At 67.9% G+C, this 19,076-nt stretch carries 21 protein-coding genes; 13 read left to right on the top strand and 8 right to left on the bottom strand.

The window, feature by feature from the left end; genetic code table 11:
* Window positions 1–82: 82 nt before the first annotated feature.
* Genes ACGFH6_RS08090 through ACGFH6_RS08050 form a run of 9 tightly spaced genes read left to right on the top strand, consistent with a single transcriptional unit; the run spans window position 83 to window position 8,856 of the window.
* Complete coding sequence (locus ACGFH6_RS08090) at window positions 83–1,111, top strand: ABC transporter ATP-binding protein (protein ID WP_393381576.1); 1,029 nt, start codon at window positions 83–85, stop codon at window positions 1,109–1,111.
* Window position 1,112: 1 nt separating this feature from the next.
* Window positions 1,113–2,723 carry an ABC transporter substrate-binding protein gene (locus tag ACGFH6_RS08085; RefSeq protein ID WP_393381574.1) on the top strand — a complete coding sequence of 537 codons (1,611 nt, stop codon included), beginning with the start codon at window positions 1,113–1,115 and terminating at the stop codon, window positions 2,721–2,723.
* Complete coding sequence (locus ACGFH6_RS08080; RefSeq protein ID WP_393381572.1) at window positions 2,720–3,670, top strand: ABC transporter permease; 951 nt, start codon at window positions 2,720–2,722, stop codon at window positions 3,668–3,670. The genes ACGFH6_RS08085 and ACGFH6_RS08080 overlap by 4 nt, the downstream gene beginning before the upstream one ends.
* Window positions 3,667–4,629, top strand: coding sequence for an ABC transporter permease (locus ACGFH6_RS08075; protein ID WP_393381570.1), 963 nt, complete (start codon window positions 3,667–3,669; stop codon window positions 4,627–4,629). Before ACGFH6_RS08080 ends, ACGFH6_RS08075 begins: the two co-directional genes overlap by 4 nt.
* A gap of 23 nt (window positions 4,630–4,652) precedes the next feature.
* Window positions 4,653–5,648 (top strand): ABC transporter ATP-binding protein, encoded by a 996-nt coding sequence (locus ACGFH6_RS08070; RefSeq protein WP_393381568.1) that lies wholly within the window; start codon window positions 4,653–4,655, stop codon window positions 5,646–5,648.
* Entirely contained in the window at window positions 5,649–5,852 is a 204-nt protein-coding gene (locus ACGFH6_RS08065; protein WP_393381566.1) for a hypothetical protein, read from the top strand.
* On the top strand, window positions 5,852–7,246 hold the full coding sequence (locus tag ACGFH6_RS08060) for an amidase (RefSeq protein WP_393381565.1): 1,395 nt from the start codon (window positions 5,852–5,854) through the stop codon (window positions 7,244–7,246). The genes ACGFH6_RS08065 and ACGFH6_RS08060 overlap by 1 nt, the downstream gene beginning before the upstream one ends.
* Window positions 7,247–7,255: 9 nt before the next feature.
* The gene (locus ACGFH6_RS08055; protein ID WP_393381563.1) at window positions 7,256–7,438 is read left to right on the top strand and encodes a hypothetical protein; all 183 of its coding nucleotides are present in this window, start codon (window positions 7,256–7,258) and stop codon (window positions 7,436–7,438) included.
* Complete coding sequence (locus ACGFH6_RS08050; protein ID WP_393381561.1) at window positions 7,435–8,856, top strand: amidase; 1,422 nt, start codon at window positions 7,435–7,437, stop codon at window positions 8,854–8,856. Before ACGFH6_RS08055 ends, ACGFH6_RS08050 begins: the two co-directional genes overlap by 4 nt.
* Here the strand turns inward: ACGFH6_RS08050 and ACGFH6_RS08045 are convergent.
* On the bottom strand, window positions 8,823–9,683 hold the full coding sequence (locus ACGFH6_RS08045; RefSeq protein ID WP_393381559.1) for a GntR family transcriptional regulator: 861 nt from the start codon (window positions 9,681–9,683) through the stop codon (window positions 8,823–8,825). The genes ACGFH6_RS08050 and ACGFH6_RS08045 overlap by 34 nt on opposite strands.
* Window positions 9,684–10,025: 342 nt before the next feature.
* Between ACGFH6_RS08045 and ACGFH6_RS08040 the strand changes: the two genes are divergently transcribed.
* The 3 genes from ACGFH6_RS08040 to ACGFH6_RS08030 are packed head-to-tail and all read left to right on the top strand — an operon-like array spanning window position 10,026 to window position 12,595.
* Window positions 10,026–10,214 (top strand): hypothetical protein, encoded by a 189-nt coding sequence (locus ACGFH6_RS08040; protein WP_393381558.1) that lies wholly within the window; start codon window positions 10,026–10,028, stop codon window positions 10,212–10,214.
* Window positions 10,211–11,725: an MFS transporter gene (locus ACGFH6_RS08035; RefSeq protein ID WP_393381556.1), complete on the top strand. Its 1,515-nt coding sequence runs from the start codon at window positions 10,211–10,213 to the stop codon at window positions 11,723–11,725. Before ACGFH6_RS08040 ends, ACGFH6_RS08035 begins: the two co-directional genes overlap by 4 nt.
* Before the next feature lie 6 nt (window positions 11,726–11,731).
* Window positions 11,732–12,595 (top strand): aldo/keto reductase, encoded by an 864-nt coding sequence (locus tag ACGFH6_RS08030; protein WP_393381554.1) that lies wholly within the window; start codon window positions 11,732–11,734, stop codon window positions 12,593–12,595.
* Between the two features lie 69 nt (window positions 12,596–12,664).
* Here ACGFH6_RS08030 and ACGFH6_RS08025 read toward each other — a convergent pair whose 3' ends face one another.
* The 6 genes from ACGFH6_RS08025 to ACGFH6_RS08000 all read right to left on the bottom strand — a co-directional run bounded on the left by ACGFH6_RS08025 (window position 12,665) and on the right by ACGFH6_RS08000 (window position 18,260).
* Window positions 12,665–13,540, bottom strand: coding sequence for an NAD(P)-dependent oxidoreductase (locus tag ACGFH6_RS08025; protein ID WP_393381552.1), 876 nt, complete (start codon window positions 13,538–13,540; stop codon window positions 12,665–12,667).
* 160 nt (window positions 13,541–13,700) lie between these two features.
* Window positions 13,701–14,666, bottom strand: a complete 966-nt coding sequence (locus ACGFH6_RS08020) for a hypothetical protein (RefSeq protein WP_393381551.1) — start codon at window positions 14,664–14,666, stop codon at window positions 13,701–13,703.
* 108 nt (window positions 14,667–14,774) lie between these two features.
* Entirely contained in the window at window positions 14,775–15,395 is a 621-nt protein-coding gene (locus ACGFH6_RS08015) for a hypothetical protein (RefSeq protein ID WP_393381549.1), read from the bottom strand.
* 100 nt (window positions 15,396–15,495) lie between these two features.
* The gene (locus ACGFH6_RS08010; protein ID WP_393383010.1) at window positions 15,496–16,224 is read right to left on the bottom strand and encodes a response regulator; all 729 of its coding nucleotides are present in this window, start codon (window positions 16,222–16,224) and stop codon (window positions 15,496–15,498) included.
* Between the two features lie 588 nt (window positions 16,225–16,812).
* Complete coding sequence (locus tag ACGFH6_RS08005) at window positions 16,813–17,571, bottom strand: GAF and ANTAR domain-containing protein (RefSeq protein ID WP_393381547.1); 759 nt, start codon at window positions 17,569–17,571, stop codon at window positions 16,813–16,815.
* 14 nt (window positions 17,572–17,585) lie between these two features.
* Entirely contained in the window at window positions 17,586–18,260 is a 675-nt protein-coding gene (locus ACGFH6_RS08000; RefSeq protein WP_393381545.1) for a CBS domain-containing protein, read from the bottom strand.
* Between the two features lie 76 nt (window positions 18,261–18,336).
* Between ACGFH6_RS08000 and ACGFH6_RS07995 the strand changes: the two genes are divergently transcribed.
* On the top strand, window positions 18,337–18,696 hold the full coding sequence (locus ACGFH6_RS07995; protein ID WP_393381544.1) for an ArsR/SmtB family transcription factor: 360 nt from the start codon (window positions 18,337–18,339) through the stop codon (window positions 18,694–18,696).
* Between the two features lie 94 nt (window positions 18,697–18,790).
* On the opposite strand, the gene ACGFH6_RS07990 is transcribed toward ACGFH6_RS07995, so the two are convergent.
* A complete protein-coding gene (locus ACGFH6_RS07990) occupies window positions 18,791–19,054 on the bottom strand; it encodes a hypothetical protein (protein ID WP_393381542.1) in 264 nt (87 codons plus the stop codon).
* Window positions 19,055–19,076 lie beyond the last annotated feature (22 nt).

The raw sequence follows: 19,076 nt of genomic DNA, 5'->3' as shown, positions 1-19,076 counted from the left end.
ATGACAGGGCTTCGAGCCCCGTCCGCACTCCGGATGAATTCCACTGGAGATTGTTCAGAAATCCCCTGGAAGGAACATGACAATGTCGACGCTGACCGATACCCGACAGGTCGGGAAAACCACGCCCGCGATCGCGCCCGCGTTGCACGTCCACGGCCTGGTCACCGAGTTCCGCAGCCGGCGCGGCACGGTCCGCGCGGTCGACGGCGTTTCGCTCACCGTGCCGCGCGGCGGCGTGCTGGCCGTGATCGGCGAGTCCGGCAGTGGCAAGAGCGCGATGCTGCGCTCGATCATCGGCATCAACCCACCGACCACGCTGATCACCGGGGAGATCTCGGTCGGCGGTCGCGACCTCCTGACCATGTCACCGCGGGACCGCCGCAAGGCCCGCGGCAGCGACGTGTCGATGGTTTTCCAGGATCCGCTGACCGCGCTGGACCCGGTGTACACGGTCGAGAAACAACTGACCGAAGCGATCCGCAAGCATCACGAGGGAATCGACCGGTCCCAGGCACGCAAGCGGGCCCTCGAGTTGCTCGAACTGGTCCAGATCCCGTCCGCCGCCGCCAGGCTGACCGCCTACCCGTCCGAGTTGAGTGGTGGAATGAGGCAACGAGTGGTGATCGCGATGGCGATCGCCGGCCGGCCCACCGTACTCCTCGCCGACGAGCCGACGACCGCGCTCGACGTGACTGTGCAGGCTCGGATGATGCGGCTGTTCCGGCAGATCCAGCGCGAGATCGACATGGGACTGGTCGTCGTCACGCACGACCTCGGGGTCGCGGCCGAACTCGCCGACGAGGTGGCGGTGATGTACGCCGGCCGGTTCGTCGAGTACGGGTCGGCCGTCCAGGTGCTCACGGCACCGTCCCATCCGTACACCGAAGGCCTGATCGAGGCGAACGTGCGCGCCGGGCAGGATCGCCGGCCACACGCGATCCCGGGAGCGCCGCCTAGTCTCGACCAGCTGCCGCCTGGCTGCGCGTTCGCGCCGCGGTGCGGCTATGCGATCGGCGCTTGCTGGGATGGCCGGCCGGCCCCAAGAGTGGTGGACGCCGGGCACTGGAGCAGTTGCCAACTCGTCCGCGGTGAAACCGCACTGGCGTCCTGAGATGCAGCTCCGCCCACGCTTCACCCATGCCCTGGTCGCGCTGCTTCTGGTCGTACTCGCCGGCTGCGCGTCTGCCTCCGCGAGCGGCCCACCGCCGGCCGGCGGCGAGCTCCGGATCGCGATGTCCGCCGGCAACATCCCGTTCCCGTCGACCCCACCGAACGAGGGCTACGAGGGATACCGGTTCGTCGGCAACAACATCTACGACGGACTGACCCGGCTGAACCTGAACCAGTCGGCCACCTTGCCGACACCGCAACCGTCCCTCGCCGAGTCCTGGACCAGGTCGAAGGACCTGCGCACGTGGACGTTCACGCTCCGGCAGGGCGTGCGGTTCCACGACGGTACGACGTTCGACGCGGATGCGGTGATCTTCCAGTTCGATCGCCTGCGCACCAAGGCCTTCCAGTACTACGACACCAAGTCCGCGGCGAGCGCGGCCGCGGCGTTCCGGTACTTCAAGTCCTGGCGCAAGGTGAACACGCGGACCGTACAGATCATCACGACCAAGCCCTACGCGTGGCTGCTGTGGGACCTGGCCGGCATCTTCTTCCCGAGCCCCGCGGTGGTGAAGAAGTACGGCAACAACGACTACAACAAACATGCCACCGGCACCGGACCGTTCCGGATGACGAAGTACGTCGACGGCGAGGAGATGGAGCTCACTCGCAACGACGACTACTGGCGTGGTCCGGTCAAGCTCGGCCGGATCGTGCTTTACCCGCAACCGGAGGCGGCGTCGCGACTGTCGATGCTGCAGTCCGGTGAGGTCGACTGGGCGGAGGTCCCGTCGCCCGACTCCGTCCAGCAACTGCGCGACGAGGGCTACCAGATCGAGATGGGCAAGTACCCGCACGGGATCATGCCGCGGTTCAACATGTTCCGCGCGCCGTTCAAGGACAACCTGAAGTTGCGTGAGGCATTGAACTACGCGCTCGACCGCCAGGGCACGGCCGCGCTCCTGAACGACGTCGGCTATCCCGCGAGTGAGTACGTGTACGACGGCAACCCGTCGTACACGAAGAACACGACAGGATTCGGCTACGACGTCGAGAAGGCGAAGAAGCTGCTTGCGGACGCCGGGTACCAGCCGGGTCAGCTGACGATCACGATGGCCTATCCGACCGGTGGCTCGGGGAACATGTACCCGGACACGATGATGCAGAAGCTGCAGGCCGACTTCGCCGCGATCGGAGTCCGCACGAACCTGCGGCCGCTGGAGTGGAACACGATCATCTCCATCGGTCTCGACGGCCTGAGCGCCAAGCAGTGGAGCGACATCGACATCCTCTGGGCCTCCCCCGCGGCCGGAATGATGCCGACCGGCTACAGCGCCACGTTCTTCTGCAACCGGCCCGGCGGGCTGCCGAACGCTGCCGGGCTGTGCGATCCGAAGATCGACGCCGCTCTCACCGCGGCGAGTGAGCAGCCCGATGTCGCGTCGCAGTACCGCTACCTCCAGCAAATGATGGATGTCGCGCTGAAGAACGCGTACTTCCTGTTCTGGATGCACGACCTCAACCTGCGGGTGCTCAGTTCGAAGGTCCACGGCTACGCCCAACCGCAGTCGTGGTGGGTGGACTTCACCCAGATCTCGGTCGAGGAGGGATGACCATGCTGCGTGTCGCGGTGCTCCGCATCGGAATGGCGGTGCCGATCCTGTTCGGCGTCTCCGTCATCGTGTTCCTGCTGATGAACGTCCTGCCCGGGTCGGCCGAGGCCTCCTTGGTCAGCGACGACATGTCCGCCGCCGAGCGGCAGGCGATCCGCGACGAGCTCGGGCTGAACGACCCGCTCCCGCTGCGGTACCTGCACTGGCTGGGTGACGCACTCCACGGCGACCTCGGGTATTCCGCCCAGCGTCGGCGAGACGTCACCGATCTACTCCTGCAGGCCTGGGGAAACACCGCCGTCCTGGCTGTCGTATCGGCCGTCTTCGGCATCAGTCTCGGCCTCTGGCTCGGGTACGTCGCAGGCACCCGCCGAGGCAGGCTGATCGACCGGATCACCGGCGTCGTCAGCCTGTCCGGCCTGAGCATCCCGTCGTTCTTCCTGGCGATCATCCTGCTGGCGGTCTTCGCCGGTGGATTGCGACTGCTGCCATCGGGTGGCGCCAACCTCGACTCGGGGCTACTGATGGCGCTGCGGAGCCTTGTACTCCCGGTGCTGTCCGGATCGCTGATCACCATGGCGATTACCGCGCGGGTCACCAGGGCCAGCATCGTCGACGTGGCCGGCGCCGACTTCGTCGAAACCCTGCGGGCCAAAGGACTGAGCGAGCGGGAGGTTCGACGGCACATCCTGCGGAACGCGATCTCGCCGGTACTGACGACGTCCGGCGTCCAGATCGGCGCGCTGCTGGGAGGGTCTGTGCTGGTGGAGACGATCTTTCGCTGGCCGGGAATGGGGCTGCTGGTCTTCACCGCGATCTCTGCCCGCGACCTGCTCGTGGTCCAGGGCGCGACTTTGGTCATCGCGGTCACCTTCGTGCTGGTCAACCTGGTCGTCGACCTCCTGCAGGCCTGGATCGACCCACGGGTGAGAGGAGCGGTCGCATGAACGAGGTTGTGGTTCCAACTCTGCTGGACAAGAGTTTCGGTGCCGCTACGACGACCGCCGACCGCGCGGACGCGGCGCGTCGCCGGGACGAGTGGAACGCGGCACGTACGAGCGAGCGCCCGACGTCCTTCTGGCACGCGACCGTCAAGCGATTCCTGACCAACAGGGTCGGAGTGGTCGCCGCGATCGTCGTCCTGTTGCTGGTTCTCGGCGCGATCTTCGCGCCGTGGCTCACCAGCGCCGATCCACTGCTCGGCAGACCTCTCGACCGTCTGCAGAATGTCGGCGCACCGGGACACCTCCTCGGCACGGATGAGCAGGGTCGCGACATGCTCGCCCGCGTCCTGTACGGCGGCCGGCTCTCATTGCTGGCCGGATTCGTACCCACCCTCGGTGCGGCCCTCATCGGTACGGCGATCGGCGTCACCTCCGGGATCGTGCGCGGTGCCGTCGGGACCGTGCTGATGCGGGCGATGGACATGCTGTACGCGTTCCCGGCGATCCTGCTGGCGATCGCGGTCGGCGCCTCGCTCGGTCCGGGCCTGACCAACACGATCATCGCGGTCACCATCGTGTTCATCCCCCCGGTCGCCCGGGTCGCCGAGTCCGCGACCCGCCGGGTCGTCGTCCAGGAGTTCGTCGAGGCGGCGCGGCTGAGCGGCGCGAGCCGGCTGCGGGTCGCCCGTACCCAGGTGCTGCCGAACGTGCTGAACGACGTGATCGTCTACTCCTCCGGCCTGGTCGGCGTGGCGATGATCATCGCGGCCAGCCTGAGTTTCCTCGGCCTCGGCTCGGCGCCGCCGGCGCCCGAGTGGGGCTACATGCTGAACAGCCTGCGCGGCATGGTCAGCGTCGCCCCGCTGGTCGCCATCGTGCCCGGCTTCTTCATCTTCCTCACCTCGGTGGCCTTCAACCTTGCCAGCGACGCGCTGCGGGAAGCCATGGACAGCCGGCTCTGAACCGGTACGGAAGGAGAACAACGATGGAGTTGCTCGAACTGATCGACATCTCGAAACAGTTCCACGTCCGGTCCGGCGGCCGCCGGGCGACACTGTCGGCGGTGGACCATGTCTCGCTGACCGTCCGGCCGGGGACCACCCTCGGTGTCGTCGGCGAATCCGGCTGCGGGAAGTCCACGTTGGCCCGGGTGATCGTCGGGCTGCACCTGGCCGACGACGGCGAGATGATCTTCGACGGCAAGCAGGTGCTGGCCGGCAAACGACGTACGCCGACCGAACTCAAGCGCATGCAGATGGTCTTCCAGGACCCGTCGTCCGCGCTCAACCCTCGCGCCACGATCAGCGAGTCGATCGGGTTCCCCTTGCAGGTACAGGGCACGCCGAAGGCAGTGATCGCCGATCGAGTCGCGAAAGTGATGCACGACGTCGGGCTGCCGGCCGCCTACGCGTCGCACTACCCGCACCAGCTCAGTGGTGGCCAACGGCAACGAGTCAACATCGCCCGGGCACTGGCCCTACAACCGAAGCTGGTCGTCCTGGACGAGGCGGTATCGGCCCTGGACAAGTCGATCCAGGCGCAGGTGCTCAACCTGCTCAGCGACCTGCAGGAGGAGTACGGACTCACGTATGTCTTCATCAGCCACGACCTCAACGTAGTGCGCTACATCAGCGACGACGTCGCGGTCATGTACCTCGGCCAAGTGGTCGAGAGCGGCAGCGCCCAAGAGCTCTACGACAACCCGAAGCACCCTTACACCCAGCTGCTGCTGTCGTCCGTCCCGACACTCGACCCGGCGCAGAGCACCCGCGACGAACCGGTCGACAGCATCGACAGCACCGAGATCCCCAGTCCTATCGACCCACCGAGCGGCTGCCGATTCCGTACCCGATGCCCGTTCGCGATGGACGTTTGCGCACAGACCGCACCACCGCGGATCACCATCGCCGACGACCGCACGGTCGCCTGCCACCTGTACGCCGATTCCGCCCTCCCACTCCCCCACTCGCAGGAGGTTTGAATGCCCACCCCCGCAGAGGTCGTTCCCGCGATCCTCGCCGCTGCCCAGCTGACCGTCTCCGAAAGCGAAATGACGATGTTCGTCCGGGACTACCCACTGATGCGACAAGCGGCCGACGCGCTGTACCAGCCCGAGTTCGACCCCGACGAGCCGGCCATCCGCTTCGACCCGCTCGACTTCTATCCCGCCGGAAAGGACGCCTGATGACGACCATCAAGGAAGCAGCGACGGCACTGCGCGACGGCAGCCTCACCTCGACCACGCTGACCCAGCAGATCCTGGACCGCGCCATCGCACTCAATCCGGCTCTCGGCGCGTACGTCGAGATCACCGCGGAGGCAGCCCTCGAGCAAGCAGCCGCGGCCGACGCCGCCCTGGCAGCCGGCGACGATCGCGGACCCTTGCAGGGCATCCCGCTCGCGATCAAGGACATCATCGCGATGAAGGGCGCCCCGACGACTGCGAACAGCCACGTGCTGGCGCCGGACTGGGGTGCGGGCACGGACGCACCGGTGGTGGCCCGGCTCCGCGACGCAGGGGCCGTCTTCGTCGGCAAGGCGACCACCAGCGAGTTCGCCTGCGGGTTGCCCGACGCAACGAAACGCTTCCTGGTCCCCCACAATCCGTGGAATGTCGACCACACACCGGCCGGGTCCAGCTCCGGCACCGGCATCGCTGTCGCGGCCGGCCTCGCTCTCGGTGGGCTCGGCACGGACACGGGCGGTTCGGTGCGCAGCCCAGCCGCTGTGAACGGCCACACCGGTCTGAAGGTGACGTTCGGCCGGGTTCCGAAGAGCGGCGTGGTCCCACTCGGCTTCAGCCTGGACAGCATCGGCCCGATGGCTCGTAGCGCCTGGGACTGCGCCGCGCTGCTCGAGGTGATGGCGGGCTACGACCCGACTGATCCCAACTCCGCGCGGCAGCCGGTCCCGGCGTACGCGGAACTGCTGGACGGATCGGTGGACGGGCTGCGGATCGCCCTGCCGATGCCGTACTTCTTCGACCACGAGCAACTGGATCCGGAGGTGCACGACGCGGTCCTCGCGGCCGTGAAGCAGCTGGTCGGGCTCGGTGCGACCTCGACCGAACTGGACCTTCCGTACGCGGCCGAGGCCAAGGACGCGAACCACATCATCATGGTCGCGGAGGCATACGCCTACCACCGCAACGATCTGGTCAGCCGCTGGACCGACTACGGGGTCCACACCCGGCCGACACTTGCCCGAGGCGCCTTCTACACGGCCGGCGACGTCGCCCAGGCACAACGGTTCCGCCGGTTCTTCGCCCGCCTGGTCGCAGAGCTGTTCACGGCCTACGACGTGATCATCACACCGTCCGCACCGGTACCGGCCGAGCTTGCCGCCGGGTTGTCACCGAGCAAACGACTGCTGACCCCGAGCTACACCGGCCAATGGAACCTGACCGGGCTGCCGGCGGTCGCCGTACCGGCCGGGTTCTCCAGTAGCGGGCTGCCGTTGTCGATGCAGATCGTCGGCAAGCCGTTCGCCGAGGCCACCGTGCTGAAGGTCGCCGACGCGCTGCAACAGGTCAGCGACTGGCACCTCGCCGTTCCGCCGGTCGATTCCCTCGCCGCCTGAAAGGACGCCATGAGCAACGAATCAGATCCTCTCGCGACCGTGCTCGCGCTCGCCGGGATCGAGCCCGCCGAGGCCGAACTGGTGCCGATGGCAACCGCGTTCGTCACCGCCCGGGAGAACGCCGCACTGGTGTACTCCGTCACGTCCGCCCGCTACGAGGAACCGGGCCTGATCTTCTCCGCCCGGCCATGACCGCGCGGACCATCTCCGGCGCCATCGCCGCCCTGCGCTCCGGGGAACTGACCGCGACCGGCCTGCTCGACGAGGCACTCGCGGCAGCAGACGCGTTCGACGATGCCTTGGGCATCTATCTCGCCCGGTTCGACGAGCCGGCGCGGGAAGCCGCCGCCGCGGCAGACAAGGTCTACGCAGCCGGTGACTCCGCCGGTCCGCTGCTCGGCATTCCGCTGGGCATCAAGGACATCATCACCACCGCCGAGGGACCGACCACCGCACAGAGCCTGGTGCACGATCCCGACTGGGGCGGCCGGCTCGACGCACCGGTCGTCAGCCGACTCCGCGCCGCCGGCGGCATCATCACCGGCAAGACGACCACGATGGAGTTCGCGACCGGCGTACCCGATCCGTCGAAGCCGTTCCCGGTCCCCCGCAACCCGTGGAACTCCGAGCACTGGACCGGAGGCTCCAGCTCCGGCACCGGGAACGGCGTTGCCGCCGGCGCCTTCCTCGGCGGGCTGGGCACCGACACCGGCGGCAGCATCCGGATCCCTGCGGCGTTCTGCGGGATCTCCGGGATCAAGGCCACCTTCGGACGCGTGCCGAAGTCGGGATGCGTTCCGCTTGGATACAGCCTCGACAACATCGGTCCGATGGCCCGCTCCGCGCGTGACTGCGCGATCATGCTGACCGCCATCGCCGGGTACGAGGCGAGCGATCCGTGCACACTCGACGAGCCGGTCCCGACGTACGAGGAGGCCCTGACGGGTGACCTCGAGGGCCTGCGGATCGGCGTCGATCCGCTGGCGGAGCATCGCCGAGTGGACCAGGATCCACTGCTCGGCGAGCTGCTCGACGCCGCTCTCGCCGTACTGGCCGGCCGCGGGGCGACCATCGTGCCGATCGAACTGCCGTACTACCGGGAACTGACGGCCGCCACCGGGATCACCTCGCGCAGTGAGGCATTCGCCTACCACGCACCCGATCTGCGCCGCCGGTGGCCGGACTACTTCGCCGCCACCCGGCAGGGCGTCGGCATCGCGGCGGCGTACACGGGTGCCGACTACGTCCAGGCCCAGCGGGTACGACGGGTCGGTCAGCGGGAACTGGCGTCGCTGTTCACCGAGGTCGACCTGATCGTCACCCCGACGGCGAGTGTCGAGGCATTCGCCATCGATGGGCTCGGAAGCCTGGCGACGGAGCGGTTCCGGGCGATGCACACGTCGTACTGGAATGCGGTCGGCAACCCGGCGCTGTCGGTGCCGATGGGCTTCGGCGCCCGAGATCTCCCACTCGGGTTGCAGGTGGCCGGACGGCCGTTCGACGAGGCACTCGTACTCCGCGCCGGAGACGCCTACCAGCAGGACACGGACTGGCACCTGCGCCGGCCAGGGCTCGATCAGACGTCGGCAATCCCTGCGGCTGTGGCCTGAGGCAACGGCATCGAGGACGACGCGTCCTGCGCCGTCCTCGATGCCGGCCCACGCATGACGGTGCCGAACACCAGCCGGTCGGAGCGCGCGTGCGACACGCTGTACTCCAACGGGTGCCCGTCCAGCGCTCGCACCACCCGGCTGGTGTCGAGCAGTGCGAACCCGACGTCGACCTGCAGCGCCTCCGCGCTGATCGGATCCGCGCACGAGCAGCCGATCTGCAGCTCGGTATCACCGACCGGTTCGTGCAGCACGTCGGCGATCAGCTCGTAGGGCGATCGGTTCAGGCTCGCGACGGAGCCCCTCAACAGCACTGCGAACGGATCGGCGGGCATGAACGCTGACCGGATGCTGAGGGGATATCCGTCCAGCGACGTGACCGACTCGAGGATCACCACGTCCGCTCCGAGCGGAAGCTCCAGCCGATCGGCGATGAACGCGGGCGCCTGATGCAGGCTCGCGTACGTCGTCCGGATCGCCACCCGCGTCCCTTGAGTGTTGACATCCTGCGCGAGATCCCGCGACACCTCGATGCCGTGCTGCAACGCGCTCGGAGTCAGCGCGAACGTGCCGGCTCCGCGAACCCGCTCGACGAGTCCCTGCTCGGCGAGGATCGCCAGCACGTCCCGGATGATGCTGCGGCTGACGCCGTACTTGCGGAGCAATGCGTCCTCGGCAGGCAGCGGAGCTTCCGCCCAGTCACCGCTGAGCAGCTCGGTACGGAGAAGGTCGCAGACCCATTGGACCGTGCGCGAACGCCCCGGACCACGCCGGGAGCCACGATGGTGAGCTGAACCGTGGTGCCACTGTCGGGAGAGGTGTTCCACCGGATCTCCTCCGACCGCCGGACGACGAGATTGCCGTTACGGTACGTCCGCTGGGCTACCCACCAAAGCGATAACTCCGTGTCCTGGGTCACAGCCCACGTCCGTCCGGCTCATCTTTCGGTGCCACCAGCTAGCAGGGGGCGCGGAGCCCCTCCTGGCCAGCACCGGGAATTGCCGCTAGTGGCGATGCCCGGCAGCCATCGGTCGGCCGATGCTGGTGGTCGTGAAACCTCCAACCGGGATGGCGCCGTACCTCACCTGGCGTGGTCCGCGATGATGGCTGAGGCGACGACCCGGCCGGTGTGGCTGAGGATCTGGCAGTCCCAGCGCCAGGGATCCGTGATGCCGTCCGCCATCGCGATACACCGGTCGGTCGAGCAGCACGTCGCGCACACGGCGGGCGTTGCGCTGACCATTCAGCAACTCCGCCAGGCCGCCGTCTACACGGTGCGGTACGACGTGGAGAGCGGCCGCCTGCTGCACGAGGTGTTCGCACCGTACGGCATCCCCTATCGGCAGGCGACCGGATGAGCGCCGCGGACGCGACGGCAGCGCCGCCCGCGACCGGCCATCCGCTGCGCTGGCGGACCTTGGCGGTGAGCCAGCTCGCCGCGTTCATGGCGCTACTCGACGTCAGCATCGTCAACGTGGCGCTGCCGTCCATCGAGCGAGTGCTCGCCGTGTCGGCCGGAACCGCTCAGTGGGTGGTATCCGGATACGCGCTCAGCTTCGGGCTGGCGCTCGTACCGGCCGGCCGGCTCGGTGACGCGCTGGGCCGGCGCCGGATGTTCCTGATCGCCCTGACCGCGTTCGTGCTGACCAGCGCTCTCACGGGCGCGGCGCCCAGCATCGGTCTGCTGATCGCAGCACGGCTGCTGCAAGGCGTCGCCGGTGGCATGCTCGTACCGCAGAACGCCGGCTTGATCCAGGAACTCTTCCAGGGAGCCGAACGAGGCAGGGCATTCGGCATCCTCGGCGCCACGATCGGAGTGGCCACCGCGACAGGTCCCATCGCCGGCGGTCTGATCATCACGCTGATCTCCGGACCGGATGCCTGGCGCTGGGTGTTCTACGTCAACGTGCCCATCGGTGTGGTCGCCCTGCTGCTCGCCGCGCGCTGGGTTCCGGCCCGTTCGGGAGCCGGCCGCGGCAGGCCCCACCTGGACCTGACCGGGTCGCTGCTGCTAGGCGCCGGCGTGCTCTGCCTGCTGCTCCCCGCGGTGGATGCCGAGAGCAACGGTCTGGGGCACGACTGGTGGCTGCTCGTGGTCGCCGCGCTGCTGCTCACCGTCTTCGCCAGGTGGGAGCTGCGTACCGTACGTCGGGAGCGCGAGCCGGTACTCGACCCACGGCTGGCACACACCTCCGGCTTTCCGGCCGGCTCGATCATCGGCATGGTCTACTTCATCGGCTTCACCGGCATCTGGCTGGTGCTCGCACTGTTCTACCAGGACGGATACGGCTACTCGCCGCTGCGCTCCGGCCTGGCGGTGACACCGTTCGCGATCGGGGCCGCGGTGTCCGCGGCTGTCGCGGGGCGCCTGGTCTCGAGGTTCGGTCGGGTGCTGACCGTGGCCGGCCTGACCGCGACGATTGCCGGACTGGTGACTACCGCCTTTCTGCTGCGCCACCTCGGTGCCGACACCGCGGCGTGGGCGACCGCCGGGCCCTTGCTGGTCGCCGGAGTGGGCGGCGGCATGGTCACGTCACCCAACATCACGCTGTCCTTGCAGCACGTCCCGGTACGGATGGCCGGCGCGGCGGGTGGTGCCCTGCAGACCGCTCAGCGGATCGGTTCGGCGATCGGTACCGCCGTACTGGCGACGATCTTCTACCACGTCCTGATGAGCTCCGGCCATGACTACCCACCGGCGGTCTCCGATGCGCTGCTGAGCGCCTCCGCGCTGATGCTCGTGGCCTTGCTGATCGCCGCCGTCGACCTCGTCCGGCACCGGCGACCTGACCGCGGCGCCGGACCCATTGAAGGGATCCACAACCCAAACCAGCAGTGCCTCAGCCAGAGGCCGCAGATCAAGGAGTAATGATCCATGTCAGAGTCCAATCCCGGAAACGCCGGAGCGGCCGGCACCATCGACATCGGCGGTGACCTGACCGTCAACCGTCTCGGCTTCGGCGCCATGCGGATCACCGGCGCCGGGATCTGGGGGCCTCCCGCCGACCGCGACGAGGCGAAGGCGGTACTGCGCCGAGCGGTCGAGCTCGGCGTCAACTTCATCGACACCGCCGACTCCTACGGACCTCACGTCAGCGAGGAGCTTATCGGCGAAGCCCTCTCCCCGTACCCGGACGACCTGGTGATCGCGACCAAGGGCGGCCTCGTGCGCCCCGGCCCCGGGCAGTGGTTGGCCGACGGCCGCCCGGAACACCTCATCGAGGCCTGCGAGGGAAGTCTGCGCCGGCTCAAGGTCGAACAGATTCCGCTCTACCAGTTCCACCGGCCCGACCCGGACGTGCCGCTCGAGGACTCGATCGGCGCTCTCGTCACGCTCAAGGAACAGGGCAAGATCCGGCACATCGGGCTGTCCAACGTCACCGAGGACCAACTGCGGCGCGCACAGCAACTGACCCCGATCGCCTCGATCCAGAACCGCTACAACGTCGACGACCGCCATTCGGAATCACTGGCCGACCTCTCCGAGCAGGAGCACCTCGCGTTCCTCCCGTGGGCGCCCATCCAGGACCTCGACGACAACCAGGCAGTGCAGGAACTTGCCCAGCGCTACCACGCTCAGCCCCGGCAGATCGTGCTGGCGTGGCTGCTGGCCCGGTCGCCGGCCATCCTGCCGATCCCGGGCACCGGATCTGTGTCGCACCTGGAGGACAACATCGCGGCCACGTCGATCAAGCTGACCCCGGCAGAGGTCGCCTCCGTGACCGGCAACGCCGGCTGAACGTCGGGGAATCGCCGCCTCCGCGGGGAACGCGCCGTCGGGCGCTGATGGCGAGTATGAGCCCCATGGTCACTCCGGACGACGTCTCCCGTCCGAGGTGATCGTGGGGATCACCGCCGAATAGTCGAGGTCGCCCGCGCCGGCCACGGCGGCCTCCTCGAGCCAGTCACGTGACGCCACTGCCACCTCCAGCCGCCGGCCGAACTGGTCGGCGATCTCAGTGACCAGGTTGAGATCCTTGAGGGCCAGGCTGAGCTTGAAGTTGGCAGGATAGTTGCCGGATTCAACATTGGCGCGTTTGGCCTCGACGGTGCCCCCGATCGGAGTGTCACTCAGTACGTCGAGTAGGACGGAACGATCCAGGCCGAAGTCGTCGCCGAGGGCAAGGGCTTCGCCGAAGGCGGCGATAGCGGCGCCGAGCGTGGAGTTCACGACGACCTTGGTGGCCGCACCCGCTCCGAGCCCGCCGACGTGGTGCAGCGTGCCGAGTGGCGTGAGGATCGTCTCCACGCGGTGGAAGTCGGCCGGATCCGCGCCGACGTAGATGGCCAGCCGGCCGGTAGTGGCCTGGGGAACGCTGCCCCGCACCGGTGCGTCAACCATGGCGACGCCATCTGGAAGGCGGGATGCGACCGATCGCACCGCGTTCGGACCCACGGTCGACATGTCAATGAGCAACTGCCCCGGTGCCAGCGCAGCAGCAACGCCGTCCTCGCCGAACACCACCTGCTCGAGCGCTTCCGCGTTGGACACCATGGTGATCGCGGCATCGACACCCGCGCTCGCCTCCATCGGCGTGGATGCGGCAGCAGCGCCGCGATCGGTCAGCGGTTTGGTCTTCTCAGCGGTCCTGTTCCAGACCGTCACGTCGTGACCGGCCTCGAGCAGCCGAGTGGCCATGGGTGTGCCCATCAGTCCGAGACCGATGAATGCCAGCTTTGCCATTGTGTACTCCCTCTCACATGCCTTCCGGGTCGGCCCCACACCGATGGGCGTCTTGTCACGCGGCCATCGTCTACGTCGCTACGATGCCCTCGCGCGGGCCAGGTGTCGCCGTGGCCAGCGGCCATCACGGTTGCCCGTTCACCTCAAACCGGCGTACCTGCTAGCGGGTGGGTGTGATCACCGCGTAGACGTGGTGGAAGCCGATCACGTCGATCTTGCCGTCGAGGAAGTTCTGCGCGCTGATCCGATCCACCGTCGCGTAGCCGGGTTCGTAGAAGAGCAGGTCGGAACCTTCGCGGCCGATCAGCAGGATGTAGTGCCGTGGGATCCAGTCACCGATCAGCACCGGTACCGGCTGACCACTGTCGGCAGCTTCGACCGCAGCCCCCAGCGCCGGCTTGCCACCGGTCCCGGTGACCAATCGCGACTTGTACCGGGTTCCCAGCGCGTCGGCGTGCCGGTTCAGCTCGGTACTCACTCCGGCCGGTGTCGAGCCCAGCCGCTGCGGCCAGAAGCGGTTGGTCGCATCATGGATGCGATGTTCCTCGGCCGTCAGCCTCGCCTGGAACTGCTCCGCGCTCGCATCGGACCGGTCGGTGCTGTCGCCGGTCGTGAGGTACAGCGCGTACAGCGGATCTGTCATCGCCCGCGCCATCAGGATCGTCATCGACCCGCAGCTCGTGTTGTCGGTCTGTTGCACCGGAGAGAAGCGGTACGCCACCCACCCCGGTCCGTCCGGATCGATCAGGCTGAGGTGTCTGCGCAGCCATTCGGGTTTCTTGCCTCGAATCAGCCGCGCGAACGTGACGATGTCGTCGGCGCTGTGCCCGGCCGCCAGTGCCTGAAGGAGATACGGCCGCGCCGCGGGACCGGCCGCACCCAGCGTCGCGTCCATCCGGGCCTGGTCACCGGGTGACGCGTCGGCCAGCGTCTTCGCCGCCCGCGCGGCCGATGAGGCCACGGTCGGCGGATCGCACTCGGGCTGCACGTGCGGACCGATTCCGTACCCGGTCAAGGACAGGAGCAGCGTCGATACAACCGCCGGCCGGCGCACGTTGGCGGTCCAGCGCCGTAGCGTTCGAGCCGGTCTGAACGCCTTGGCCCACAACCTCGATCGGCTTGCCACGATCAATCCCTTCCGACCCCTCCCGGGGTGCTTCCGTCATCCCCTCCACGGTGTCGCCGCCGGCTCGGTGCGCCTCGGGGCGCTTCGGGCGTCCAGACCAGGTATCGGCTAGCGGGAGTCTCTGCCGTCGCCGCCGGCCAGGAACCGGCTGGGATCGCCGGCGGCGCTGGCGTTCCCGCCCAGCCAGGCGTTGAGCCCGCGGGGGTCGCGACGTTCGAGTTCGTCCAGATAGTGCTGCCTGGCTTCGACAATGCGCAGGCGTGCGGCCGCCGTGGTCGCGGCCCGCAGGGCGTCGTAGCTGTCCTGCCATCGTCTGCACAGCTCGGCTGTAGTGAGCGCACCGTTGTAGAGCCTGCCGGGGACGTGCCCCAGCCGGCGGCCGAACCAGCGCAGCGCGGGCGGTGATGTGATCCCGAGAACCACCACCAAAGATGGACCCGCAGGACCTAGGAGGACGACATAGCCCGCGCACGCGACGATGGCCGCGATCACTGTGCCGGCGACGACAGCTGCTTTCCACGCTCTGGCGGGGACACTGGCGTCCTCCGTCTTCGACCAGGCATTGGCCGCCACGGCCGATCCGATCAGGGCCGCGACGAAGAACAGCGGGAACACCAGATCGGTCGGCACGAAGAACAGTCCTGCCACCAGGCCCAGTACGCCGACCAAGCCACACAAGCCACTCCACCCGAGCCTGTAGGCCTTCAGCCAGTTGGTGCGACGCCTCATCTCGAGTCCTCTCTGAATCTCGTCGTCCGACGCGGACGGTGGAGCGGCAGACCCGGCGCCGAGGTATGGGTTGAGTACTCGAGACGCCGGGTCCGCCGGTCTAGTGGGGCCGCTCTCCGACTGCCAGCGGCACGGACGCGGCCTTCAGCCGGTAGCCCAGACCGCGGGCGGTGACCACGTGCTGAGGGTTCGCGGGGTCGCGCTCGACCTTCAGCCGGAGCCGGCGGACGTGTACGTCGACGATCCGGCTGTCGCCGAAGTAGCCGTATCCCCAGACCTTGGAGAGCAGGTGTTCCCGGCTGCAGATCGCGCCTTCCGCACCGGCCAACTCGGCCAGCAGCTTGAACTCGGTCCTGGTCAGCGGCAACGGCAAACCGTCCCGCGTGGCCTCCAGGCAGGCGACATCGATCAGCAGATCGCCGACAGTGAACTGCCGCGACGGCGACGGCGGCGGCGAGGCGGACTCGATCCGGCGCATCACCGCGCGGATCCGGGCCGACAGCTCCTTGGCCACCAGGGGTTTCGTGACGTAGTCGTCCGCACCCGACTCCAGGCCGGCGACCACGTCGTGGCTGTCGGTCCGGGCCGTCACCATGATCACTGGGATGTCGCTGTTTCGGCGGATCTCCCGGCAGACACCGAACCCGTGCCGGTCCGGAAGCATCAGTTCGAGCAGGACGACGTCCGGCGGCTCGCGACGCAGCGCCGCCAGCGCCTCTGCCCCATTGGTGGCTTCGAGAACCTGGTATCCCTCGTCCTCCAGGGCGAGCCGCAGACATCGCCTGATCCGCGGATCGTCGTCCACCAGCAGCACCCTCTGGGCCGGCATCGAGCCATGCGCGCCGGCGGCCGCGGTCCGGGTGTCGCTGATCATCATCAGTCGTCCTCTCCACACACGGGTGGCCGCAGCCGTTCCTTCAGGGCCTGTCGGCCGCGGTAAGCCGCGACATCACGGTGGTTTCGCAGGTACGTTTCCTGGAGGAGGTCCTCCGCGTCGGCGTCGGCGGAACTCCGTCAGCCGCACGGCAGCGACGTACAAGCGAGGCCGCCTCGGCTTCGAAGTCGTCCTTCAGTTCGTGAGGACTGCGCAGTGATCGCACCATCGGAGCATCGCGCGGCACAGGTGGTCCTGTCGTCGAGGTGAGCACCCAGCCGCCGGGCCTGCTGCCCGGAATCCCGACCCGCCCGCTACCTGGAACCGCCGAAGCCGCCGCCGACCTAAGCCCGGAGACCATCGAGGCGTACGGCGCCGCAACCGTCCTCACCCTGCAAACCAGAAGGCAACCTGGACAGCGGGTCCTGCCGGGTCGTTCACGCGGTCATCATCACATGGCTGGCGGCACGGCGATCCTCCTCGGCGAAGCGTGAGGATGACCCAGACCTGATGCCCGTGACGGCGCCTCGGTTTGGCGTCAACTCACTCTGGTAGGTGCCGGGTGTCGATCAGTTGTTGGGCGACGTCGCGGAGCTTGGTGTTGGTGTGTTGGGAGTAGCGCTTCAGTACGGCGAACGCCCGCTCTTCGTCCATGCTGTACCGCTCCATCAGAATGCCGGTCGCCTGGCCGACCAGCGTCCGGGCATCGACTGCCCGAGTGAGATTACGCTCGTTACGGGCGGTCGCGACGGCCACCGACGCATACATGGCCAGCATATGAGCGATTGCCTCGTCGTCAGGCCCGAATGCGTTTGGCTTCAGACTGTACAAACCGAGCACCCCGACCGTCTCCGCAGTCGTGCTCAGCGGCACGTCCAGCACACTCCGCACCCCAGCGGCGCGGGCCTTCGCGGCCCAGGCCGGCCACCGTTGCTCGGTCGCAGTGTCGGCCACCAGCACTGTCGTATGACTGCGCATCGACTCCACCAGCGGCCCGTCGGCTGCGGTCGTTTGAGCGCGGAAGTCCTCCGCAACAATCGGGCTGGTGACGGCCGATACCTCCGGCTGCCCTTGCTCACCGACCAACGCGACGCCCGCATGAGAACAGCGCACCGCTTGCAGCGCGAACTGCACCACTGTCTCAACCGTCTCGTTGATGCTCTCGGATCCGTGTAGTTCGAGCGCCAACTGCGCGAACCGGACGACAATGTCATCGCCGGCTTGCGGCGCGACTCCGGGATCCGTGTCCCCAGGCGGCGAATCCCTGTGATCCATGCCCCTCACGCCGTCCGCATCTGCCACGGTGTCACCGACATTCAGAACCCGGTGACGAACATGTCGTCGATGTCATAGGTCAGGTTGTTGTGGACAGTGATGACGCCGGCGACTCGGGAGGCCGCGAAGACGGCGTGTTCCATCTGGCTTCGGTACGTCAGCGCCCCCTCGAGCGTGACGGCCCCGTCGTCAACGTGAACAGCCAGGTCAGCCGGCGAACGCGCAGGCCGTGACCGATCGTGCTCCACCGCCGCCTGTATGTCGGCGGCGAGCTCATCGTCGGAGCGCCGGTAGATCGCGAGCAGGTCGCGCCGCGCCAGCAAGCCGGCGAGCTGCCCGATCTCGTCGATCACACACAGCGCCGGAAAGCCTGGGGCGGTGAGCCGACGGACGGCCTCGCTCAGACCCGCCGAGCAGGCAATGGTCGGCGCCGGCGAACTCATCAGCTCAGCGGCCGTCTCGGCACAGGCCTTTCGCCGCCGACGGCGGCCCGCGCCCCCGAGAATCAGCGGGGCCGGATCGACGCCACCGTGAAACTCGAGGTTCAGCAGTACGTCGTTCTCGGTGATCACGCCGAGCGGCACCCGGCCGTGGACCACAGGTACGACGCCCGCGTCGGAGGCGAGCAAAGCGCACGCGACCTGCTTGAACGACAGGTCTCGGGTCACGACGACCGGGGACCGGCTCATGACCGTGGCAACGATGGGCTCCGGCATCACTCCCACCTCGTTTCGGACTTGCTAAGATTAGCAAGTCTGCAATCATGAGGGAATCGGACAGGAGGCTCCTCCCATGCGTCGGCCTCTCTACGAAGTCAAGGCGGAGTTCTTCAAGACACTCGGCCACCCCGCGCGAATCCGGGTGTTGGAGCTACTCAGCCAGCGGGACCATTCGGTGGCCGAGATGTTGCCCGATATCGGCATCGAGGCGGCCAACCTCTCCCAGCACCTGGCTGTACTCCGTCGAGCCGGTCTGGTCACGGCACGCAAGGAGGGTGCGGCCGTGATCTACTCGACGGCCACGCCGTATGTGGCCGATCTCCTTGGCGTTGCGCGGCGGATACTGACCGAGCTCATCAACGATCAGATCGAACTACTCGAGGACCTACGCGAGCCGGTCGGGACCTGCAGAAGCGGGCGCCGGTCACAGTGAAGCCGCGGCCGCCCTGCACCCCTCACCCCAACTGGCAGGGCGGCCACGCTCAGAGGCTCAGTCCGCGAGGCGCTGCAGCTGCCGGGCGAACCGGTCAGAAGATGGCGAAGCCGGTGACGGCGGTGGGGAGGAGGCCGAGGAGGAGCCAGAGTGAGATGGGTGAGCGCTGGAAGATGAGGCGTACGCCGGCGACGGTGAGCAGGCCGATGACACCGGACATGATCCACAGGCCGACACCTCGCCCGTGGTCCGTGCGGGCGAGGCCGATGCTGTAGACGGCGAGCGAGACCGCGGGGACGGTCCCGACATGGATCAGGATGACGGAGGCCACCCAGCGCTGGACCGTTTCGATCTTCATCGGGCGGATCTCTCGTCGGCGG

This window comes from Kribbella sp. NPDC049227, from assembly GCF_043197265.1.
Lineage (GTDB): Bacteria > Actinomycetota > Actinomycetes > Propionibacteriales > Kribbellaceae > Kribbella.
Note: the sequence above shows the minus strand (reverse complement) of the source record. Positions and strands in the feature narration are given on the sequence as shown.

Bases quoted from the DNA above. Each gene is read 5' to 3' on its own strand.
- ACGFH6_RS08090 (WP_393381576.1), top strand. From the start codon at position 83: ATGTCGACGCTGACCGATACCCGACAGGTCGGGAAAACCACGCCCGCG.
- ACGFH6_RS08085 (WP_393381574.1), top strand. From the start codon at position 1,113: ATGCAGCTCCGCCCACGCTTCACCCATGCCCTGGTCGCGCTGCTTCTG.
- ACGFH6_RS08080 (WP_393381572.1), top strand. From the start codon at position 2,720: ATGACCATGCTGCGTGTCGCGGTGCTCCGCATCGGAATGGCGGTGCCG.
- ACGFH6_RS08075 (WP_393381570.1), top strand. From the start codon at position 3,667: ATGAACGAGGTTGTGGTTCCAACTCTGCTGGACAAGAGTTTCGGTGCC.
- ACGFH6_RS08070 (WP_393381568.1), top strand. From the start codon at position 4,653: ATGGAGTTGCTCGAACTGATCGACATCTCGAAACAGTTCCACGTCCGG.
- ACGFH6_RS08065 (WP_393381566.1), top strand. From the start codon at position 5,649: ATGCCCACCCCCGCAGAGGTCGTTCCCGCGATCCTCGCCGCTGCCCAG.
- ACGFH6_RS08060 (WP_393381565.1), top strand. From the start codon at position 5,852: ATGACGACCATCAAGGAAGCAGCGACGGCACTGCGCGACGGCAGCCTC.
- ACGFH6_RS08055 (WP_393381563.1), top strand. From the start codon at position 7,256: ATGAGCAACGAATCAGATCCTCTCGCGACCGTGCTCGCGCTCGCCGGG.
- ACGFH6_RS08050 (WP_393381561.1), top strand. From the start codon at position 7,435: ATGACCGCGCGGACCATCTCCGGCGCCATCGCCGCCCTGCGCTCCGGG.
- ACGFH6_RS08040 (WP_393381558.1), top strand. From the start codon at position 10,026: ATGCCGTCCGCCATCGCGATACACCGGTCGGTCGAGCAGCACGTCGCG.
- ACGFH6_RS08035 (WP_393381556.1), top strand. From the start codon at position 10,211: ATGAGCGCCGCGGACGCGACGGCAGCGCCGCCCGCGACCGGCCATCCG.
- ACGFH6_RS08030 (WP_393381554.1), top strand. From the start codon at position 11,732: ATGTCAGAGTCCAATCCCGGAAACGCCGGAGCGGCCGGCACCATCGAC.
- ACGFH6_RS08025 (WP_393381552.1), bottom strand. From the start codon at position 13,540: ATGGCAAAGCTGGCATTCATCGGTCTCGGACTGATGGGCACACCCATG.
- ACGFH6_RS08015 (WP_393381549.1), bottom strand. From the start codon at position 15,395: ATGAGGCGTCGCACCAACTGGCTGAAGGCCTACAGGCTCGGGTGGAGT.
- ACGFH6_RS08010 (WP_393383010.1), bottom strand. From the start codon at position 16,224: ATGCCGGCCCAGAGGGTGCTGCTGGTGGACGACGATCCGCGGATCAGG.
- ACGFH6_RS08000 (WP_393381545.1), bottom strand. From the start codon at position 18,260: ATGCCGGAGCCCATCGTTGCCACGGTCATGAGCCGGTCCCCGGTCGTC.
- ACGFH6_RS07995 (WP_393381544.1), top strand. From the start codon at position 18,337: ATGCGTCGGCCTCTCTACGAAGTCAAGGCGGAGTTCTTCAAGACACTC.
- ACGFH6_RS07990 (WP_393381542.1), bottom strand. From the start codon at position 19,054: ATGAAGATCGAAACGGTCCAGCGCTGGGTGGCCTCCGTCATCCTGATC.